Here is a 17,326-nt window from a genome sequence, read left to right on the forward strand (position 1 = left end):
TTTGATCAGAGCCCCATCAGAGGGAACGATAAAAACGATAAAGGAGACGGCACAGAGTCCGTGCCGTCTCGTTCTGCCTTGGTTGGGTTTGCCTCAACTCGCCGACTGCACGAGTTCTCGCGGGTGAAGCAAATCCTCCAGCCCGATGCGCCGAAACATCTCCGCACGAACGCGATCGGCGACACCGTTGACGATCTCGCAACCGTCCTGTGAAGGGTCGATATGCGTGCGGAATGGGCGTTTTCCGAATGGCGTATCCACCACATGCACGATGGCGTCCGCGACAGCACTGACATCGGCATCGGCAGGTTCCAGCGAAGCGAGACCCTTGAGGCTTTGCTCCGGAAGACCGGCGTAAGGGCCCTGATCGTATTCGGCCGCGCGGGCTTTATCGGAAGGCGAGCCCGAATGAGCGAAATGATGGGTGCCTTTCGTAAACGCTCCCGGCACGATGATCGAGGTTTCGATGCCCCAGCGCGATAGCTCGCTGGCGTAGCTGACAGCAAGCGAATCCATCGCGGCCTTCGCGGCAAAGTAAGGTGAAAGATAAGGTGGCGTACCGCCGCGTGCACTGCTGCTGGAAACCCAGATCACCAGCCCCCGCCCTTGTTTGCGCAACTGCGGAAGTGCGGCGCGATTCACACGCTGCGTGCTCAGCACGTTGATGTCGTAGAGCTGCGCGAATTGCTCCGGCGTAAAAGCCTCGGCGGGACCAAACGACATATGGCCGGCGTTATGGATGATCACATCAAGACGCCCGTGCGCCGCGATAATCTCCTGGATGCCCGCTTCGCAGGATGCCTCCGAGGCGACATCCAGTTCGACCGTACGCAGGTCGACAGCATGCTCAGCCGCATACTGTTGCACGGCGGCAACCTGAGGCGCATTGCGGCCCGTGGTTTCACGCATGCTCGCGTAGACGGTGTGCCCGGCGTGAGCAAGGGCTCGTGCGGCAAGCGCACCAAAGCCACTGGATGCCCCGGTGATGACGATGACTTGTTTCATGATTAGGTTTCCTTGCGTTGAACGTTGGAAAATGCGCGACGGTGCGCGCCGATATCCGCGCGCGATCAGATGATTCCGCCATTGGCGCGCAACACCTGGCCGTTGACCCACCCACCATCCGGGCCTGCCAGGAAAGCGACGGTATTGGCGATATCGCCGGGCTGTCCCAGCCGCTCCAGAGGCGCCAGCTTGGCCAGACGATCGACCACTTCCTGCGGCTTGCCCTTGAGGAACAGATCCGTCGCAGTCGGACCCGGCGCAACGGCATTGACGGTGATGTCGCGCCCACGCAACTCTTTGGCGAACACGCTCGTCATCGCTTCGACACCGGCTTTGGTTGCGGCGTACACCGCATAGGTCGGCTGCAACAACGCGACTACGCTCGAGGAAAAATTGATGATGCGGCCGCCTGCGCGCAAACGCGTCGCCGCTTCGCGCAGCGTGTTGAACGTACCTTTCAGATTGACGGCGATCTGGCGATCGAACGAGGCATCATCGGCATCGGCGATGCTGGCAAGGTTCATGATGCCGGCGTTGTTGACCAACACATCCACACCGCCAAAAGCGGTCTCCGCGGCATCGAAAAGCCGACGGACATCGGCGGCATCGCTGACATCGGCCTTTGCCGCCAACGCATGCCCACCCGCCTGCTCGATCGTGCGCACCAGGGCTTCGGCCGGCGCGGCGTTTTCTGCGTAGTTGACGATGACCGTGAAACCGTCGTTCGCCAGGCGTTGTGCGATGGCGGCGCCGATGCCACGCGAAGCGCCGGTCACCAGGGCGACTTTCTGAGTTTGCTTATTCATGAGTTTTCTCCGGGTCCGGCACCGTGCCGGCTTGGAAGAACTCTAGGCTTTCAACTTGGATGAATAATCAGTGCTAATCTGGTAACAGAATTCTCCATCGGCGAACAATGAGGTCGATATGGACCGCCTGGACGTCATGCGGTTATTCACCCGGATCGTCGAGCGTCAGAGCTTCACCCTGGCCGCCCAGGACCTCGAATGGCCTCGTTCAACGGCCACGCAAGTCATCCAGGATCTGGAAAAGCGGCTGGGGGTGCGGCTGCTGCAGCGAACCACACGCCACGTAAAAGCCACGCTCGACGGCGAAGCGTATTACCGCCGTTGCATCGCGATTCTGGGCGACGTCGAAGATGCCGAGGCGGCCTTCAGCGATGCCAAGCCACGAGGTTTATTGCGGATCGATGTCCATGGCACGCTGACGCGCCATTTCGTGTTGCCGGCGCTCCCCGCTTTTCTCGTCAGGTATCCGGATCTTCAACTGCATATCGGCGAAGGGGATCGCCTTGTCGATCTGGTCCGTGAAGGCATCGATTGCGTCCTGCGCGTGGGCGACTTGCACGACAGCGCGATGATAGGGCGGCGCGTTGCATTGCTCGAAGAAGTGACGTGCGCGAGTCCTGCCTATGTGGCGCGTTACGGCAACCCGATCAGCATCGACGATCTCACGGGGCACGCCAGCATCGGCTTCGTATCATCGGCCAGCGGCATGGCACTGCCGCTTGAGTTCACCGTCAACGGCAATCTGCGAAACGTCGCACTGCCCTCGACGGTGACCGTCACCAGTGCGGAGACCTACGTCGCGGCGGCCAAGCTTGGGCTCGGATTGATCCAGGTGCCTCGCTACCACGTACAAGCAGATCTGGCTGCGGGAACACTGGTTACTGTTCTTCCCGATTTTCCACCCTCGCCGACGCCGGTATCGCTGCTTTATCCGCACAGCCGGCAACTCTCGCCACGCGTCCGCGTCTTCATCGAATGGGTGACACAAGCATTCGCCCAGGCATAAAAGTCACGCAGCGCCGGTCTCCTTGATACGTGGCACGTTCCGTTGAGTCGAAAGCAGGCATCGACCACCGTCAACACAACGGCGTCATCCATCGTCGATGCCATCTGCCTGCGCTAGCGTGCGCCTTCGACCAGTGCACGGACTGCCTGATCCAGATCGACCCGTCCCTTGCGAATGCTGGTGTCTTCGCCTTCGAAAGTGATCCAACCTTCGTTGAAGCCATCCAGCATCTGAATCCGCGGCACGGGGTCGTTCATGCCCTGCGCGCGGAAGAGCCCGGCCCAGTCTTCCCGTGGCACGACCTCGGTACGGACGGTGCGGCCAAGGATTCTGGTGAACGCTGCGGCGATGTCGTTGGCAGATACGCGGCGCGGTCCTTCCAGCTCAACGATACGGGTGCCGGCCCATTGTTCCTGGATGAGCTCCGCCGCGACGCGTCCGACATCTTCTGTCGAGACCATCGGGAACGTCGCATCGACGGGCTGCAGGAAGCTATGGATGACACCATCCCGTTGTGCTGATTCGACATCCCATTGCAGATTGTCGAGAAACCAGCTGGGACGCAGTACCGTCAGCGGCATCGTCAGGCCGGTCAACGCCTCTTCGAGGATCGTGCGCTGGGTCAGCAGGTTGGGTTGTTTCGCCTGGGCGCCAATCGTCGACAGGCACACCACCCTTCCCGGAGCTGCGGCACTAAGCGCCTGCCGGATGGTCGCCGCACCTTGGCGAGCTTCCGGGAAACCCGGCGCCGGATCGAAATTGGACGGCGGCAGGATGAACACGCCCTCGGCACCTCGAAATGCGGCGGTCAGCGATGCCGCGTCGTCCATGTCGGCGATGGCCACCTCACAGCCTTTTTCGGCAAATGCCCTGCCCTTCTCAGCATCGCGGACGATGGCTCGTACAGGCTGGTTGGCGTTCAAGAGGGCGCGTGCCATGGCACTGCCGACTTTTCCGGTGATTCCGGTAATCGCGTACATGGATTTCTCCTTGGTCAAAAGCGGTATGGGGGACGAAGCGAGTCCCGGTGCTGCGTAAGGTAGTGACTAACCACCATTGACTGAAGTGAAATCAGATCAAATAATTGATGACATATAGTCAAAGGACATTTTCGAATGGCGTTTGATGGGCGCGTGATCTCGAATGTCGGGGTGCTGGCGGCGATCATCGAAAGCGGCGGCTTTTCCCGCGCCGCCGAAACGCTTGGCCTGTCGCCCTCGGGCGTGAGCCGGGCGATATCGCGGCTGGAGGCACGCATCGGCGTAAGGTTGCTGGACCGCAATACGCGGTCGGTATCGTTGACGGACGAGGGCCGGCGATTCTTCGAAAACGTTGCGCCGCTATTGAACGGCATCGAAAACGCGGTGGTGATGACCGCCGGCGCGGCCGAAACCGTAAGGGGGCGCCTGCGCGTCAATGTCGACGCGTTCTTCGCCCGCATGATGCTGGCCCCTCATGTCGCGCGCTTCATGGACATGCATCCGGACATTGCGCTGGAACTTGTCGTCAAGGATCAGCTTGGCGACCTAGTCGGTGAAGGTTTCGACATCGCCGTCCGCTTTGGTGAACCGCCCGAGTCCTCGCTCATCGCCCGCAAACTCGCCGAGACGCGCACGATCACTGTCGCCGCGCGGGCTTATCTGGAAAAACACGGTACGCCAGCGAACCCGAACGATCTGGCACAACACGAATGCATCCTGGTGCGTAACTCACTCACCGGACAACTGATGCGGGATTGGCACTATCGGCGCAACCGGAAAACGCTCACGGCAAGTGTGCATGGACGACTGGTAGTCAACGAAGCCGGAACCCTGCTGGGCGCATGTCTGGCGGGTGCAGGAATCGCGCGCATGAAAGCCATCGGCATCCGCGACCAGCTCGCCGCCGGCGAACTGATCGAACTGTTACCCGATTGGCAATGCGAGGGTTTCCCTCTCTATGCCTTGTATCCGTCGCGCCATCTTCCCGCGGCCAAGGTTCGGGCCTTCATCGATTTCGTCGTTACGTCGGTGCTTGAGCCAACGAACAATTAGTGCCTGAAGTTCGCCTGGATCTGCATAGCGCAGCGTTACTTGCATGCTGCAAGCGGCACCTTATCGGCCATTCCCTCCGCATGGAGGGAAGCTGCCTCCTCGGCTGCGCGCGCATTCAAGGCGATGTGCTTCAGGCAATTTTGAAAAATTGCCAAATCCGCGTCACGAATCCCGTCCGTCAGCGACTCCATGGTCGTATCGAACAAAGGTCCCAATTGATCTGCCAATGCCGCGCCGTCATCCGTAGCGCGAAGGTAAGCGACGCGCCTATCGTGATCGCTGGGAACGCGTACCACCAAGCCCCTCTGCACCAGGCGATCCACCAATCCCGTGATCGAGCTAGGCTGCACCTTGTACTGTCGCGCGAGGTCGATAGAGGTAACGTCGCTGCGGTCCCTTACCAGCAGAAGAACGCTTGCCTGCATCCCCGTTATGCCGCCGAGCGCGTAGGTATGCTGGGTGATGAACGACCATATGGCCATGTTGGCTCGCCCCGTAAGATGGGCCAGACTTTGCGATAGGTCGGAAACGTGACAGGCGGCTCGTGAAGGGATCATCACCGTTACTCCAATCAAATGCTTCAGGTTCTTTGCCATGGGTAGAGTTGCGCGATCCTTGAGGACAGGGATCAATCTCCTCGCACGCGCATGATTTTGGTGACCGCGCGGGCAAGAAGCGTTGCGGGATACAAATGTCCGACGGAAGCCTCCAGCACGGACAAACTTCTGGCGATGGGGCTCACGGGAATGATGTCTCCAAATCCCACCGACGTCAGAATGGAAAACGAAAAGTATTCAAGGGCCGCGCGAAGCGCCGACTGGTCCGAATTGGGCGGCAAATTCGCGAACGCCCCGGGTGACACCGTGTTGATCAATCGAAAGACAAGGCCGAAGAGCAGCCCGATATTCAGATAGAGGGCAATCGAACCCAATACGCGATGTCCCGTAAAACGCCCGGGAGCGAATACGGCTCTAAAGACCGCAATCGTCAACAACATGAACGTGGCGATCGCCAAGGCGTCTTCGGCCACGAGAAAGTCTTTCAGACTGTTGAAGCGCTCCAATACGGCAATGATGGCCGACAGCAACAGTGCCGCCAGGCCAATCATGAGCGGCGATCCCTTGTGGGTTGCAAAGATCACACACGAAGCGAAGATCAGCGGCAGAACGCCTACGACACTTGATGGAAGCCGCGACGATGTCGCTGCAGCAGGCACAACGCAGTAAATCGTGAAGCACTGCATCACCAACAGGAACGATAGTGCCGGATCACGCCACTTATCGCGCTGTTGCGACATGCGATCCGCGAGCTGCCTGATCATCCACATGACCGGGCACCTCCCAAAGCTGCTTCATGGCCCCTTTTGACCGCGATATCGCGCATGATCCGTTGCAGGCCGCAAAAGTCGAGAGGCTTTGTGAAAAGCGGCAGCGAAGCATACGGGCCAGATAGCGAAATCGACGGGTCCGTGGAAACGCAAACAGTCGGTACGCCTTCGGCTCGAAGGAGATCCATCATCGCGTACGTCGTACTACGCGGATGACTGATGTCCACCACGGCGACGGCCAGCAAGTGATCCTGCCTGATCAGCGACACCGCACCCGAGGAGTCGTTGACGGAAACGAGCAGTGTGAGCAGGCCTTCCGACTCGATGGCGTCGCACAGGTCCGCAGCCACCGGCAAGTCGTCCTCCAGCACGAGAGCGCAACTGAGCGGAATGGAAGGTACGGCCATGATATTCAATGCGTGCACGTCGGCTCGGTTCATTTCCTTTTGGCGGTCTTTGCCGCGACGCGATTCTGATCAGCAACTGGTTGCGAAGCCGCACTGATGCCATACAGAAAGATGTCGACAGCCGACGTCACGTACTTCTTGATTTCTTTTTGGCCGGGTGGCGGACTAAGACCGAGGGCAACGCGCAGATGCAAGTTGTCGCGCAACATGCCAAGCAGATGGCCCGCGGCGATGTCGCAGTCCTCCAGGCGAATCTCCCCACGTTCTTTGGCGTGGTTTAGAACTTGCGCAACCCGATGCTGAGCCTTGCCAGGCCCGTTGACGTAATACGCCTTCGCTAGCTCCGGGAACCGCAGCGCTTCGGTGAGGATGGATCGATAGACACCAATGAAGCCCGGGGATAGCAGCGCGCTCGTCACATCGCACCCGAACTCAACAAGGGTTTCGCGCAAACCTTGATGCTCGATGCGCGCGTCATCCAGCGCAGCCATCGCCAGATTGGCGCTTTCAGAAACGAAGGCGACGAAGAGCCCTTCTTTGCTACCGAACTCTTGATAGATCGCGCGCTTGGATCCGCCCACGCGCTCGATGATCGAGTCGATGCTGGTTGCCGCGTAGCCCTGCAGGAAAAAGACTTCGCCGGCCGCCTGCAGCATGGCCCGGCGCCGATCCGCTTTGGCTTGACGCTTTTTGGGGGGGTGATTCATGGCTGGAATGGCCGTCGATTTGTGGTAATGTACGTTACCGTACCACAATGACAAGACGGGTAAAAGTACGTTCTCGCGCCACACGGTCCCGGACCGGACGCCCGCCCTCACCTGTTCGCACATTCTCGGCTTGGGGTATTGCATTTATCTGCAAAGTCAGATACTGTATTATCAGAATATGGCAAACCGCTCTGATAGCCGGCAGATGTAACCCGCCATCCTCTGCCCACCTCCTGGCTGTTTTGCCCGTTTTTTTTAACTATTTATCTGACTTGTCAGACAAGTTATCCGAACTCAATCCTTCGTACTCGTTAAGGCATCAGGCACTTTATGAACTCCCAAACGACCCCAGCGACGCCGGCCCCGCTCACGGGCATCCGCTTTGCGTTGGGTGCGTTCGCGGTGGCGCTTGCCACCTTCATGAACGTACTGGATTCCTCGATCGCCAATGTCGCCATCCCCACCCTCTCCGGCGACCTGGGCGTATCGGTGGATGACGGTACGTGGGTGATCACGATGTTTTCCGCCGCCAACGCCGTGTCGATTCCGCTGACCGGCTGGCTGACGCAACGTGTGGGCCAGGTAAAGCTGTTCGTGGCGGCGATCCTGCTGTTCGTGATCACCTCGGCGATGTGCGGTATCGCCCCCAACCTGCCCGTGCTGCTTATCGCGCGCGTGTTGCAAGGCGTTGCGGCAGGCCCGCTCGTGCCTCTTTCGCAAGCCTTGCTGCTCACTACTTTTCCCAAGAACAAAAGCGCAAGCGCCTTGTCGTTATGGGCCATGACGGCCACGGTCGGCCCCATCGCCGGCCCTTGGCTCGGTGGCTGGATTACCGACAGCTACAGCTGGTCATGGATCTTCTATATCAACGTGCCGGTCGGCCTGTTCACCGCAGCCGTGGTCTGGGCGCTCTATCGCGACCGCGAGACCCCATCGCGCAAGCTGCCTATCGACACCGTCGGCCTGATCTCGCTGGTCTGCTGGGTCGGCTCTCTGCAGATCATGCTGGACAAAGGCAAGGATCTGGACTGGTTCAACTCGCCGGTGATCTGCGCGCTGGCCGTGTTCGCCCTGCTCAGTTTCGTGTTCTTCCTCATCTGGGAATTCACCGAGGAAAAGCCGATCGTGGATCTGCGACTATTCAAAGGACGCAACTTCCTGGGCGGCACCGTGGCGATTTCCGTGGCTTATGCGGTCTTCTTTGCGAATCTGGTGCTCCTGCCGCAGTGGATTCAGGAATACCTGGGATACCGCGCCATGGATGCAGGCAAGGTAACGGCGCCGCTTGGAATCTTTGCGGTGATACTCGCGCCGGTGATGGGCAAGATCATGCCCAAGTCCGATGCACGCATACTGGCCACCCTGGCTTTCCTTGGGTTCGCTGGCGTCTTCTTCATGCGGGCCAATTACGTACCCAATCTGGATGCCTATACGCTAGTACTGCCGACGCTACTGCAGGGTATCCCCATGGCGCTGTTCTTCGTGCCCCTGACTGCGATCATTCTTTCGGGGCTTCCTCACGACAAAATTCCTGCCGCTGCCGGACTGTCGAACTTCGTGCGCATCTTCGCCGGTGCCGTGGGGACGTCCTTGTTGACCACGGGCTGGAGCGACCGAACGATCCTGCATCATGCCAGGCTCATCGAGCAGGCCAATGCGTACAACCCGATTTACACGCACGGAATCGCCCAGGTTCAGTCCACACTCAACGTCGGTGCGTCCAACGCGCTGGCCTTCTTCGAATCGGGCCTGAGCGCACAAGCGGCCATGCTTGGACTCAACGACATTTCCTGGCTATCCGCCGTGCTTTTCATAGTGATCATTCCATTGATCTGGATCACTCATCCAAGCAAAGACGCGGTTGCCGGGGCCGCGACGGCTGGCGGTCATTGAGCCATGCAAACAAGCATTCAAAAACATCCAGGACATCGTATGAATCACTACACCAGCAAAAATTTCGTGCTCACCAAGAGCATCGGATTCCTGTTGAACAAGGCTCGCAACATTGTCGTGACCGAGACCGATGCTGCCTACAAGGATCTGGATATCACCGCTCAGCAGATGGGCATTCTGTTCTCGATGAAAAGTGGCCTGGCAGCAACGCCCTTCGAATTGTCGAAGCTCTTGAGCATCGATACCGGCCTGATGACGCGCCTGCTTGACAAGCTGGAGACGAAAGAACTCCTGAAACGCGTCCGCAGCGTCGACGATCGCCGCGTGGTCAACCTTAAGTTGACCGCCAAAGGCGAAGCTGCCGCAGAACAGATTCCCGACATCTCGCCGCCGGTACTCAATGCACGACTGAAGAACTTCACCAAGGCCGAATTTGAGGAACTGCTCCGACTTCTCCGTAAATTCATCGGCGATAGCGCGTAACGCCAGACCTCAAGACTCATCACACCCCATCGTTCACTTCACGCCTGGAGCGCATCGTCGATGCGCTTCACGGCCTAACTCATCCCTTTGACTGCCAGAGATTGAAATTTATGCGTGCACATATCCTAGCGGCTGCGGTCGGAATGACCCTCGCACTGGCGGCTTGCGCCAGTACGGGTGGCCTGCGTCCGGACGGCACGCCGATCGACCCAACCTCCCTCAAGACCGAGCAAAGCCTGGCGAATGTGACTCTTTCGCCGGCAGCCTGGCCAAAAACCGATTGGTGGACATCGCTGGGCGATCCACAACTGAATGCATTGATCGCCGAAGCGTTACACGACAATCCGAGCCTGGCCGAAGCCGATGCGCGCGCTCGCGCGGCGCAAGCCGAAACGGGTACTGCCGATGCCGCGCGCAAGCCCACGGTGGATGTCGGTGGCAGCGTGCAGGAAGCAAGAATTCCTACCACCATTCCTCACCTCGGCAATGGGCATAACGAAACCGCCAAATACGTCGATGTCGATTTTCACTGGGACCTCGACCTGTGGGGCGGCGAGCGCGCGACATGGCAAGCTGCGCTTGGCCAGGAACGCGCCACCGAAGTCGATGTCCAGGCTGCACGTATCGAGCTTTCCGCCAATGTCGCACGCGCCTATGTGCAGTTGGGCTACGCCTATGCAGACCAGGATGTCACCGTCGCGGAACTGCAACGCGCGACACAGGTGCTTGCGCTGACGAAGCAGCGCGTCGACGCCGGCATCGACAGTGATGTGCAACTCAAGCAGAGCGAATCCGAAGTCGCCGCGGCGCAAGGCCAGAAGGCATTTGCCGATCGCGAGATCGACGCCGCACGCTCGGCATTGGCGATCCTGCTCGGCAAGGGCCCGGATCGTGGCAAGGACATCGCCCGTCCGAAGTTGCTGCCCCCGGACTCGCTCGACATTCCCGCCGATCTTCCGGTGGAACTGCTAGGCCATCGTGCCGACCTTGTCGCTGCGCGCTGGCGTGTCGAAGCCTCCGCGAAGGACATCACGGCCGCCAAGACCGAATTTCTACCGAACGTCAACATCAGTGCGGTGGCCGGACTGGTCATGGTCGGCGGCGGCAATCTGTTCCAGGCCAAGTCGCGCTTCTACGACGCCGGCCCTGCCTTCAGCTTGCCGATCTTCGACGGTGGCCGCCGCCGCTCCAACCTCGATAGCAAAGACGCGGGATACGACCTTGCTGTCGCGAAATACAACGAAACGCTGGTACGCGCCGTCAACGAAGTATCCGACGACAACGACGCTCTCGCCTCGCTGAAAGTTCAGATCGATGCGCAGCAGCGCGCGGTGGATGCCGCCAACGACGCGTGGACGCTCGCGGAACAGCGCTACCAGGCCGGTATCGGCAGCTATCTGGAAGCACTCAGCGTGCGTCAGGAGCTGCTCGTTGCCGAACGGCGCATGGCCGAGCTCCACGCGCAGCAGGCGGACACCGACGTGCAATTGATCCAGGCGCTCGGCGGCGGTTATCGCCCCGGCCAATCCGCTCCGGATGCAGCCACTTCCGCTGCCGAAGCGTCTTCCCATTCCCTTATCAATCATTCCTGAGGCATCTCTCATGTCCACTGAAACCTCAACCACGGCCGAGCGCCCGGCGGAACAGAGTAAAGGCAGCAAGCGCGGTTTTCTGATGCGTATCCTTGGCGCAACCACGCTCGCCGGCGCGATAGCATTTGGCGCGTGGTACTACCTCGACGGTCGCTGGTACGAAGGTACGGACGATGCCTACGTCAACGGCAACATTGTGCAAGTCACACCGCAGATCACGGGCACCGTCGTTTCCATTGGCGCCGACGACGGCGATCTGGTGAAGCAAGGCGACGTGCTGATCAAGCTGGATCGTTCCGACGCCGACGTTGCTTTACAGCATGCTTCCGCCAACCTTGCCAACACCGTGCGCCGGGTACGCGGTCTCTACAGCACCGTATCCGGCGCGCAAGCTGCCGTCGCGGTTCGCCGCGTGGCCGTGGAAAAGGCGCAGCTCGATTACAACCGTCGCCGCGATCTGGCCAAAACGGGTGCCATCTCGGCGGAAGAACTGTCTCACGCACAAGATGCGCTGACCGCCGCGGAAAACGCACTGACCGATGCACAGCAACAGTTGCAGACCAACAAGGTGCTGGTCGACGACACCGTGGTCGCCTCCCATCCTGACGTGAAAGCCGCGGCGGCGGCTTACAGAGCCGCGTATCTTGACGATATTCGTACGACCATCGCGGCGCCTGTCACCGGCTATGTCGCCAAACGCACGGTGCAGGTCGGTCAGCGCGTGCAGCCGGGCGCGCCCTTGATGGCCGTGGTGCCTTTGCATGATGTGTGGGTGGACGCGAACTTCAAGGAGACGCAACTCACCGACATGCGTATCGGCCAGCCCGTCGAGATCACGGCCGACGTCTACGGCCAGTCCGTGAAATACCAGGGCAAAGTGCTCGAACTGGGTGTCGGCACAGGCGCCGCGTTCTCCTTGCTGCCGGCCCAGAACGCGACCGGCAACTGGATCAAGATCGTTCAGCGCATGCCCGTACGCGTCGTGCTCACGGACCCCGCGCAGCTCGATCGGCACCCGCTGCGCATCGGCATGTCCATGAATGCGGAAGTCAATCTTCGCAACCAGACGGGCCCCATGCTCGCCCAGCAGCCGCAAGTCGATCCTCGCTACAGCACCGATGTATTCCAGCAAGAGCTGGCTCATGCCGATATCAACATCGCGAAAATTGTCCACGCCAACATGGCTGGAAGCGTCGATTGAAAGAATAGCTTTCTCGCAACACGCATTTAGTTCTATCGCATAAGAGGTGGTAACTCCCATGCACAAACAACCGAGCAGGTTCGTGGACATTGCGAAGGATGTCGCAGAGGTCGAATCACTGCATGAACGTTCAAGGATCAAAGCATTCGAATGGCTTGAAACCTACGCGCCGTCGCTGGCAGGTGCCGCCTTGCTGATGTGTGGTGGCCGTGATCGCGCGGCGAGATGGATGTGCGTAAAGCACCGCATGCTGGACGGGCATTCCGCTTACGAGGCGCTGGCTCAAGGCGAACTGGACCAGGTATGGGATCTGCTCATCGGCGCAGGAAAAAGGACTTGATCCAGGCACGGCCACGAGCAGAGACATACCAAGATCAGATGTGTGCACCACCCGGATCGCCATCGCTGTGCACATATTTCACCGGCAAAATTTTTCATCGGCAACAACGATGATAATTTGAGCAATTATGCAACCAAAACTACCAGGCTCGTTTTGAAAAGCATGTGTTGGCGCAACAGGTATTGGTTGCATGCGCATTCGAGGTGTACAGTTGCCGTCGTCGTCCATAAAAAACGTCGCTTACTGTCGTTCGTTGTCGCACCAAATACAACTCAGTGCTTTGACACAAGGAATATCTCTTCGTCCCCAGAGGAGGCACCATGCCTGTCACCGCTCACGCCCACATCCCTTTCGAACTTTATAAAGCCAACCTTCAATTTACGCTGCGCACAAGCAAGCTGTTGAAGGAATGCGGACAGCACTGGCTCAGCACCTTCGGTCACGCCTTCGGTGAAAATGTCGCCGCCACGCAGGAACAGATCGAAAAAATCTCTCTGAACGACAACTGGTATTCGCTGGCGACGATTCCGAACGAGGCGTTTTTGCGCCTGACGCAAGCAAGTGCGGGTGATGAGTCGTCGATCGCAAAGGCTGCCGTCATCAATCGAACCCGATTCCTGACCGGGATGCAGGATGCGTTCTCGCTCTGGCAGCGCGATACCACCAAGGCCGTGGGCCATCTCGAAGCCGCCGACTCGCTCAACACGGCGATGGCCGATTTTTTCAACCTCTTCAACAACGCCGCCAATCCAAAGTACGCCGATGACCACTGAACATGTGGCCTTGGTGACCGGTGGCATGGGCGGTATCGGCGAGGCGATTGCCAGGGCCTTGCACGATGACGGCTGCACGGTGCTTGTCACGCATTCTCCGCACAACGACCACGTCGATGCCTGGCTTGAGGATCAGTTCGCGAAGGGCTATCGCTTCAAGGCCTACGGCGTCGACGTGGCCGACTTTTCCTCATGCCGGGATATGGCCGAGAAGGTCGCCAAGGATGGTCACGAGGTCGACATTCTGATCAACAATGCCGGCGTGACGCGCGATCGACGCTTCCTCAAGATGAGCAAGGAAGACTGGGACATCGTGATGCGCACCGATCTCGATTCGATGTTCAACGTGACCAAGCAATTCTGCCAGAGCATGGTCGACAGCGGCTGGGGGCGCATCGTCAACATCGGGTCGATCAACGGCACGAAAGGTCAGTTCGGGCAAAGTAATTACGCAGCGGCCAAGGCGGGCATCCATGGCTTTACCGAGTCGCTCGCGCTGGAATTCGCGCGGCACGGCGTAACGGTCAACACAGTGTCGCCCGGCTATATCAACACACATATGTTGGCGTCGGTGCCCAAAGACGTATTGGAAAATAACGTGATCCCTCAGATACCCGTGGGCCGACTGGGTCAACCTGAAGAGATCGCGGCACTCGTTGCCTTCATTTGCAGCGATGTCGCGGCCTTCATGACTGGCAGCGACGTCGCCATCAATGGCGGTCAGCACATGTATTGAACGGGCGGGGTCGGCTTTCACGAGCCGACCCTCGATGGAAGAGCGGCAGTGTGGACATCGGTAACCGGCGCTCTTCAGTGGGACTTGTAAGCGGATCCGCCTTCTTCATTGCCCCGAGGGCGGCTGCCAGAGTTCTACCTTGTTGCCTTCGGGGTCGATAACCCAGCCGAACTTGCCGTACTCGGATTCGTCGACCTTGTCTTCGACTTTGCAGCCTTCGGCCCTGAGAGCAGCCAGGAGCGCATGCAGGTCTTCAACGCGATAGTTGATCATGAAGCTCGCCGTGCTCGGGGCAAAGTACGACGTGTCGCCCTTGAAGAGATTCCACGCCGTGGTTCCGGCACCATTCGTATTGTCTTCGGCCCATCGGAAAGCGACACCGCCCCAGCCTTCGAGTTTCAGGCCAAGATGCACGCGGTACCAGTCGGCCAATGCCTTGGGGTCTTTCGCCTTGAAGAACACTCCACCAATTCCAGTAACCCGTCTCATGGTGTCTCCTTGATCGAGCGATGGGGCTCAGGGTCGTTTCGCGTGGCCTAACGCTGATTTGGCCGCACCGAAAAACGCTGCCGGCGCGGTGTAACACGCTTGCCGATGCGGCAAGCCAAGCTTCCGCAATAGGAACATATCGCCAGATACTTTCAGCACATACGCTGCTTGTCAAAGCACCCGATTGGGAATCGAGAAAGCAATCCTAAACAATTGTTTCATCTGGGCCGGCACATATTTTGCTGTAAGGCGCCAAGCAACGTTTGTACAGACGTTTCCACATCGCACAGACCTTTTACACTTGGGCATGGAGCCCATGCATGCACAGGCTGTACGAACGTGGCTGTCAAAGGGATGTACAAATAGGGTTGTCAGTCTGGTTCCACCCTGTTCTGATTTTTATCCACGCAGATATCGCAGATGAGCTCGCACAAAGTCTCGGGAGGAGGATCGCATGAGCTTTCAAAGGCGCCAATTGCTTCAAATCCTGTCATACGCATTCGGGGCCGGCTTCATGCTGTCCCGGAACGAATCGGCCATGGCGGCACAGAACCCGACGCAGCCGGCAAATCCTGTTCCGCCTGCGAAGGCAGTTGCCAAACATGTATCGACCGGAACGGAGAGGGAAAAAGTAGCTGGAATCGGCGGGTTATTCTTCCGCGCGCATGATCCCGATGCGTTGGGACTCTGGTACCTGCAACACCTGGGCATCGAACTCACGCCAACCAAGGAAGACTCTCCCGTTTGGCAGCAAGAGGCTGGACCGACCGTCTTCAGTCCCTTCCCCGAAAAGACCGGCTATTTCGGAGATCCTCACAAGCTCTGGATGGTGAACTTCCGAGTGCATGACCTCGACAAAATGGCCGCCCAGCTACGAACGGCAGGCATTGAGGTCAAGGTCGACCCGCAAACGTATCCCAATGGGCGCTTTGCTCATCTGCATGACCCTGAGGGAAATCCCATCGAATTGTGGCAACCCTCATAATCATTGAGTGGCGCCGCGAAGGACCTTGCGGCGCGCTGCCGTGCGCGCACAAGACGCTTCATCCACTTCATCGAAACATGTGCCGCGACGCCTCCTGCAAGCCTCCCGCAAGGAGTGCCTTTTGGCAGTTGAGCTGTGATCGCGGACTGGGAGAAGCTGCATCGGCAAGCCATCGTCGTGCCAGGGGCACAACCGTGAGCAACGTAAAGAGGGGGCATCCATGCATTCGTCTTTTCGCACACCGGCGTGGTTTTACTTCAGTCTCGCATTCGGCATCGCGTGGGTGCTGTGGCTTTTCCCGATGCTGGCGAGTCGCGGTATCTTGCCGCTCGGGCAAGTCGCGCAGCTGGCATGTCTGTTTGCCGGGTCCTTTGGGCCTTTTATAGGTGCCTTTGTAGCGGTTTATCGCGATGGTGGCTGGTTGGCAATGCGCGAATTTGCCGGTCGAAGCCTGCGCTACCGCATGGGACCCATCTATTTTCTCAGTGCCATGCTGCTGACGCCGCTGGCGGCAGGCTTGTCGATGCTATGGCTGGCCAGTCACGGCGGCCCGCCGTTCGCCACCGGCGTTTCCCTGAGCCACTTTCCCCTGCTGTATCTCGAATTGTTCCTTTTCGGCGGCTCCGTCAACGAGGAATTCGGTTGGTGCTACGCGATCGATCGCCTGCAGCAGCGGCACAACCTGCTCCGGGCTGCGGTAGTGCTGGGCGTGATCTGGGGCTGCTGGCACATCCCGCTGTTTTTCATTGTCGGCCTGACGCAGTCGTTCATGCCCTTCTGGGCGTTCCTGATCTTTACGATCGCGCTGCGCGTCGTGATTGTCTGGGGTTATGCGAGCAATCGCAAAAGCATCCTGGTTGCCTTGCTCTTTCACACGGCGAGCAATTTCGCCTTCAACCTCTTTGCCGTGGTGGATCGCTCGCCGCAGCACGATGAGCGCGGCTTTATCGGCTTTGCGTTGATCATGCTCGCCGTTTCGCTGCTGGTGGCGCTCACCGCACGCTGCTATCGCCAGGCTCCAACGGATTCGATCGCAACCACGGATGTCGACACGAGTTCGTGAGGGCTAAGTCGACGGATCTGGGCGCATTTGTGTTTGCACAGACAAGCATGTCGAGTGAAAGGGAGGCCGATCATGCACACGCAGAACATTCGGATCGCCATCGATCGACATTGGGCTGCATCCGCTGCGGGCGATCAAGTTGCGGAGCATGACATCTATCATGACGACGCCGTGTGCGAGTACCCGCAGTCGGGCGAGGTCATCCACGGCCGACATAACCTGCAAGCACTTCGCAGTCATCACCCCGGCAGACCGTCGGGGTTCACCGTGCGACGCATCGTGGGAGAAGGCAACCTCTGGATCACCGAGTATGTGATTGCTTACGAGGGCAAGCGCGCATACACCGTGAGCATCATGGAGTTTCGCGGCGAAAAGGTGTCGCACGAAACGCAATACTTCGCCGATCCCTTTGATGCGCCCGCCTGGCGTGCCCAATGGGTCGAGCGACTGAACGCCACCGACCGCATCCCATAACGACAT

20 protein-coding genes are annotated in these 17,326 nt (G+C 59.1%); 12 read left to right on the forward strand and 8 right to left on the reverse strand.

The window, feature by feature from the left end:
* Positions 1–93: 93 nt before the first annotated feature.
* Positions 94–1,005: an SDR family oxidoreductase gene (locus tag DWU99_RS05465; RefSeq protein WP_115476947.1), complete on the reverse strand. Its 912-nt coding sequence runs from the start codon at positions 1,003–1,005 to the stop codon at positions 94–96.
* A 65-nt stretch (positions 1,006–1,070) separates the two neighbouring features.
* Complete coding sequence (locus DWU99_RS05470) at positions 1,071–1,811, reverse strand: SDR family oxidoreductase (protein WP_115476948.1); 741 nt, start codon at positions 1,809–1,811, stop codon at positions 1,071–1,073.
* Between the two features lie 118 nt (positions 1,812–1,929).
* On the opposite strand from DWU99_RS05470, the gene DWU99_RS05475 reads away from it, so the two are divergent.
* Positions 1,930–2,817: a LysR family transcriptional regulator gene (locus tag DWU99_RS05475; protein WP_115476949.1), complete on the forward strand. Its 888-nt coding sequence runs from the start codon at positions 1,930–1,932 to the stop codon at positions 2,815–2,817.
* A gap of 113 nt (positions 2,818–2,930) precedes the next feature.
* Here DWU99_RS05475 and DWU99_RS05480 read toward each other — a convergent pair whose 3' ends face one another.
* Positions 2,931–3,797 (reverse strand): NmrA family NAD(P)-binding protein, encoded by an 867-nt coding sequence (locus DWU99_RS05480; protein WP_115476950.1) that lies wholly within the window; start codon positions 3,795–3,797, stop codon positions 2,931–2,933.
* A gap of 135 nt (positions 3,798–3,932) precedes the next feature.
* Here DWU99_RS05480 and DWU99_RS05485 point away from each other — a divergent pair, with 135 nt between their 5' ends.
* Complete coding sequence (locus tag DWU99_RS05485) at positions 3,933–4,850, forward strand: LysR family transcriptional regulator (protein ID WP_115476951.1); 918 nt, start codon at positions 3,933–3,935, stop codon at positions 4,848–4,850.
* Positions 4,851–4,885: 35 nt separating this feature from the next.
* Here the strand turns inward: DWU99_RS05485 and DWU99_RS05490 are convergent, their stop codons facing one another.
* The 4 genes from DWU99_RS05490 to DWU99_RS05505 are packed head-to-tail and all read right to left on the reverse strand — an operon-like array spanning position 4,886 to position 7,240.
* The gene (locus DWU99_RS05490) at positions 4,886–5,446 is read right to left on the reverse strand and encodes a MarR family winged helix-turn-helix transcriptional regulator (protein WP_115476952.1); all 561 of its coding nucleotides are present in this window, start codon (positions 5,444–5,446) and stop codon (positions 4,886–4,888) included.
* Positions 5,447–5,478: 32 nt separating this feature from the next.
* Positions 5,479–6,177, reverse strand: coding sequence for a potassium channel family protein (locus DWU99_RS05495; RefSeq protein ID WP_115476953.1), 699 nt, complete (start codon positions 6,175–6,177; stop codon positions 5,479–5,481).
* Positions 6,168–6,584 (reverse strand): response regulator, encoded by a 417-nt coding sequence (locus DWU99_RS05500; protein WP_147292893.1) that lies wholly within the window; start codon positions 6,582–6,584, stop codon positions 6,168–6,170. Before DWU99_RS05500 ends, DWU99_RS05495 begins: the two co-directional genes overlap by 10 nt.
* Positions 6,585–6,613: 29 nt before the next feature.
* Positions 6,614–7,240 (reverse strand): TetR/AcrR family transcriptional regulator, encoded by a 627-nt coding sequence (locus tag DWU99_RS05505; protein ID WP_199535700.1) that lies wholly within the window; start codon positions 7,238–7,240, stop codon positions 6,614–6,616.
* A gap of 381 nt (positions 7,241–7,621) precedes the next feature.
* On the opposite strand from DWU99_RS05505, the gene DWU99_RS05510 reads away from it, so the two are divergent.
* The 7 genes from DWU99_RS05510 to phbB all read left to right on the forward strand — a co-directional run bounded on the left by DWU99_RS05510 (position 7,622) and on the right by phbB (position 14,309).
* Entirely contained in the window at positions 7,622–9,184 is a 1,563-nt protein-coding gene (locus DWU99_RS05510; RefSeq protein WP_115476956.1) for a DHA2 family efflux MFS transporter permease subunit, read from the forward strand.
* Between the two features lie 39 nt (positions 9,185–9,223).
* A complete protein-coding gene (locus DWU99_RS05515) occupies positions 9,224–9,667 on the forward strand; it encodes a MarR family winged helix-turn-helix transcriptional regulator (RefSeq protein ID WP_115476957.1) in 444 nt (147 codons plus the stop codon).
* A gap of 110 nt (positions 9,668–9,777) precedes the next feature.
* Positions 9,778–11,259 carry an efflux transporter outer membrane subunit gene (locus DWU99_RS05520; protein ID WP_115476958.1) on the forward strand — a complete coding sequence of 494 codons (1,482 nt, stop codon included), beginning with the start codon at positions 9,778–9,780 and terminating at the stop codon, positions 11,257–11,259.
* Between the two features lie 10 nt (positions 11,260–11,269).
* Positions 11,270–12,460, forward strand: coding sequence for an HlyD/EmrA/EmrK family protein (locus DWU99_RS05525; RefSeq protein ID WP_115476959.1), 1,191 nt, complete (start codon positions 11,270–11,272; stop codon positions 12,458–12,460).
* 82 nt (positions 12,461–12,542) lie between these two features.
* Positions 12,543–12,800, forward strand: coding sequence for an antitoxin Xre/MbcA/ParS toxin-binding domain-containing protein (locus DWU99_RS05530; RefSeq protein ID WP_233510880.1), 258 nt, complete (start codon positions 12,543–12,545; stop codon positions 12,798–12,800).
* Between the two features lie 320 nt (positions 12,801–13,120).
* Positions 13,121–13,573, forward strand: a complete 453-nt coding sequence (locus DWU99_RS05535; protein WP_115476961.1) for a hypothetical protein — start codon at positions 13,121–13,123, stop codon at positions 13,571–13,573.
* Positions 13,563–14,309, forward strand: coding sequence for an acetoacetyl-CoA reductase (phbB, locus tag DWU99_RS05540; protein WP_115476962.1), 747 nt, complete (start codon positions 13,563–13,565; stop codon positions 14,307–14,309). The genes DWU99_RS05535 and phbB overlap by 11 nt, the downstream gene beginning before the upstream one ends.
* Positions 14,310–14,414: 105 nt before the next feature.
* Here phbB and DWU99_RS05545 read toward each other — a convergent pair whose 3' ends face one another.
* Complete coding sequence (locus tag DWU99_RS05545) at positions 14,415–14,798, reverse strand: VOC family protein (protein ID WP_115476963.1); 384 nt, start codon at positions 14,796–14,798, stop codon at positions 14,415–14,417.
* A 454-nt stretch (positions 14,799–15,252) separates the two neighbouring features.
* On the opposite strand from DWU99_RS05545, the gene DWU99_RS05550 reads away from it, so the two are divergent.
* From DWU99_RS05550 to DWU99_RS05560, 3 genes are all read left to right on the forward strand, one after another.
* On the forward strand, positions 15,253–15,783 hold the full coding sequence (locus DWU99_RS05550) for a VOC family protein (protein ID WP_115476964.1): 531 nt from the start codon (positions 15,253–15,255) through the stop codon (positions 15,781–15,783).
* Between the two features lie 220 nt (positions 15,784–16,003).
* The gene (locus DWU99_RS05555; protein ID WP_115476965.1) at positions 16,004–16,846 is read left to right on the forward strand and encodes a CPBP family intramembrane glutamic endopeptidase; all 843 of its coding nucleotides are present in this window, start codon (positions 16,004–16,006) and stop codon (positions 16,844–16,846) included.
* A 72-nt stretch (positions 16,847–16,918) separates the two neighbouring features.
* Positions 16,919–17,320, forward strand: a complete 402-nt coding sequence (locus DWU99_RS05560) for a nuclear transport factor 2 family protein (protein ID WP_115476966.1) — start codon at positions 16,919–16,921, stop codon at positions 17,318–17,320.
* The last annotated feature ends 6 nt before the right edge of the window (positions 17,321–17,326 follow it).

It is taken from the genome of Dyella psychrodurans (genome assembly GCF_003363265.1).
In the GTDB taxonomy this organism is placed as follows: domain Bacteria; phylum Pseudomonadota; class Gammaproteobacteria; order Xanthomonadales; family Rhodanobacteraceae; genus Dyella_B; species Dyella_B psychrodurans.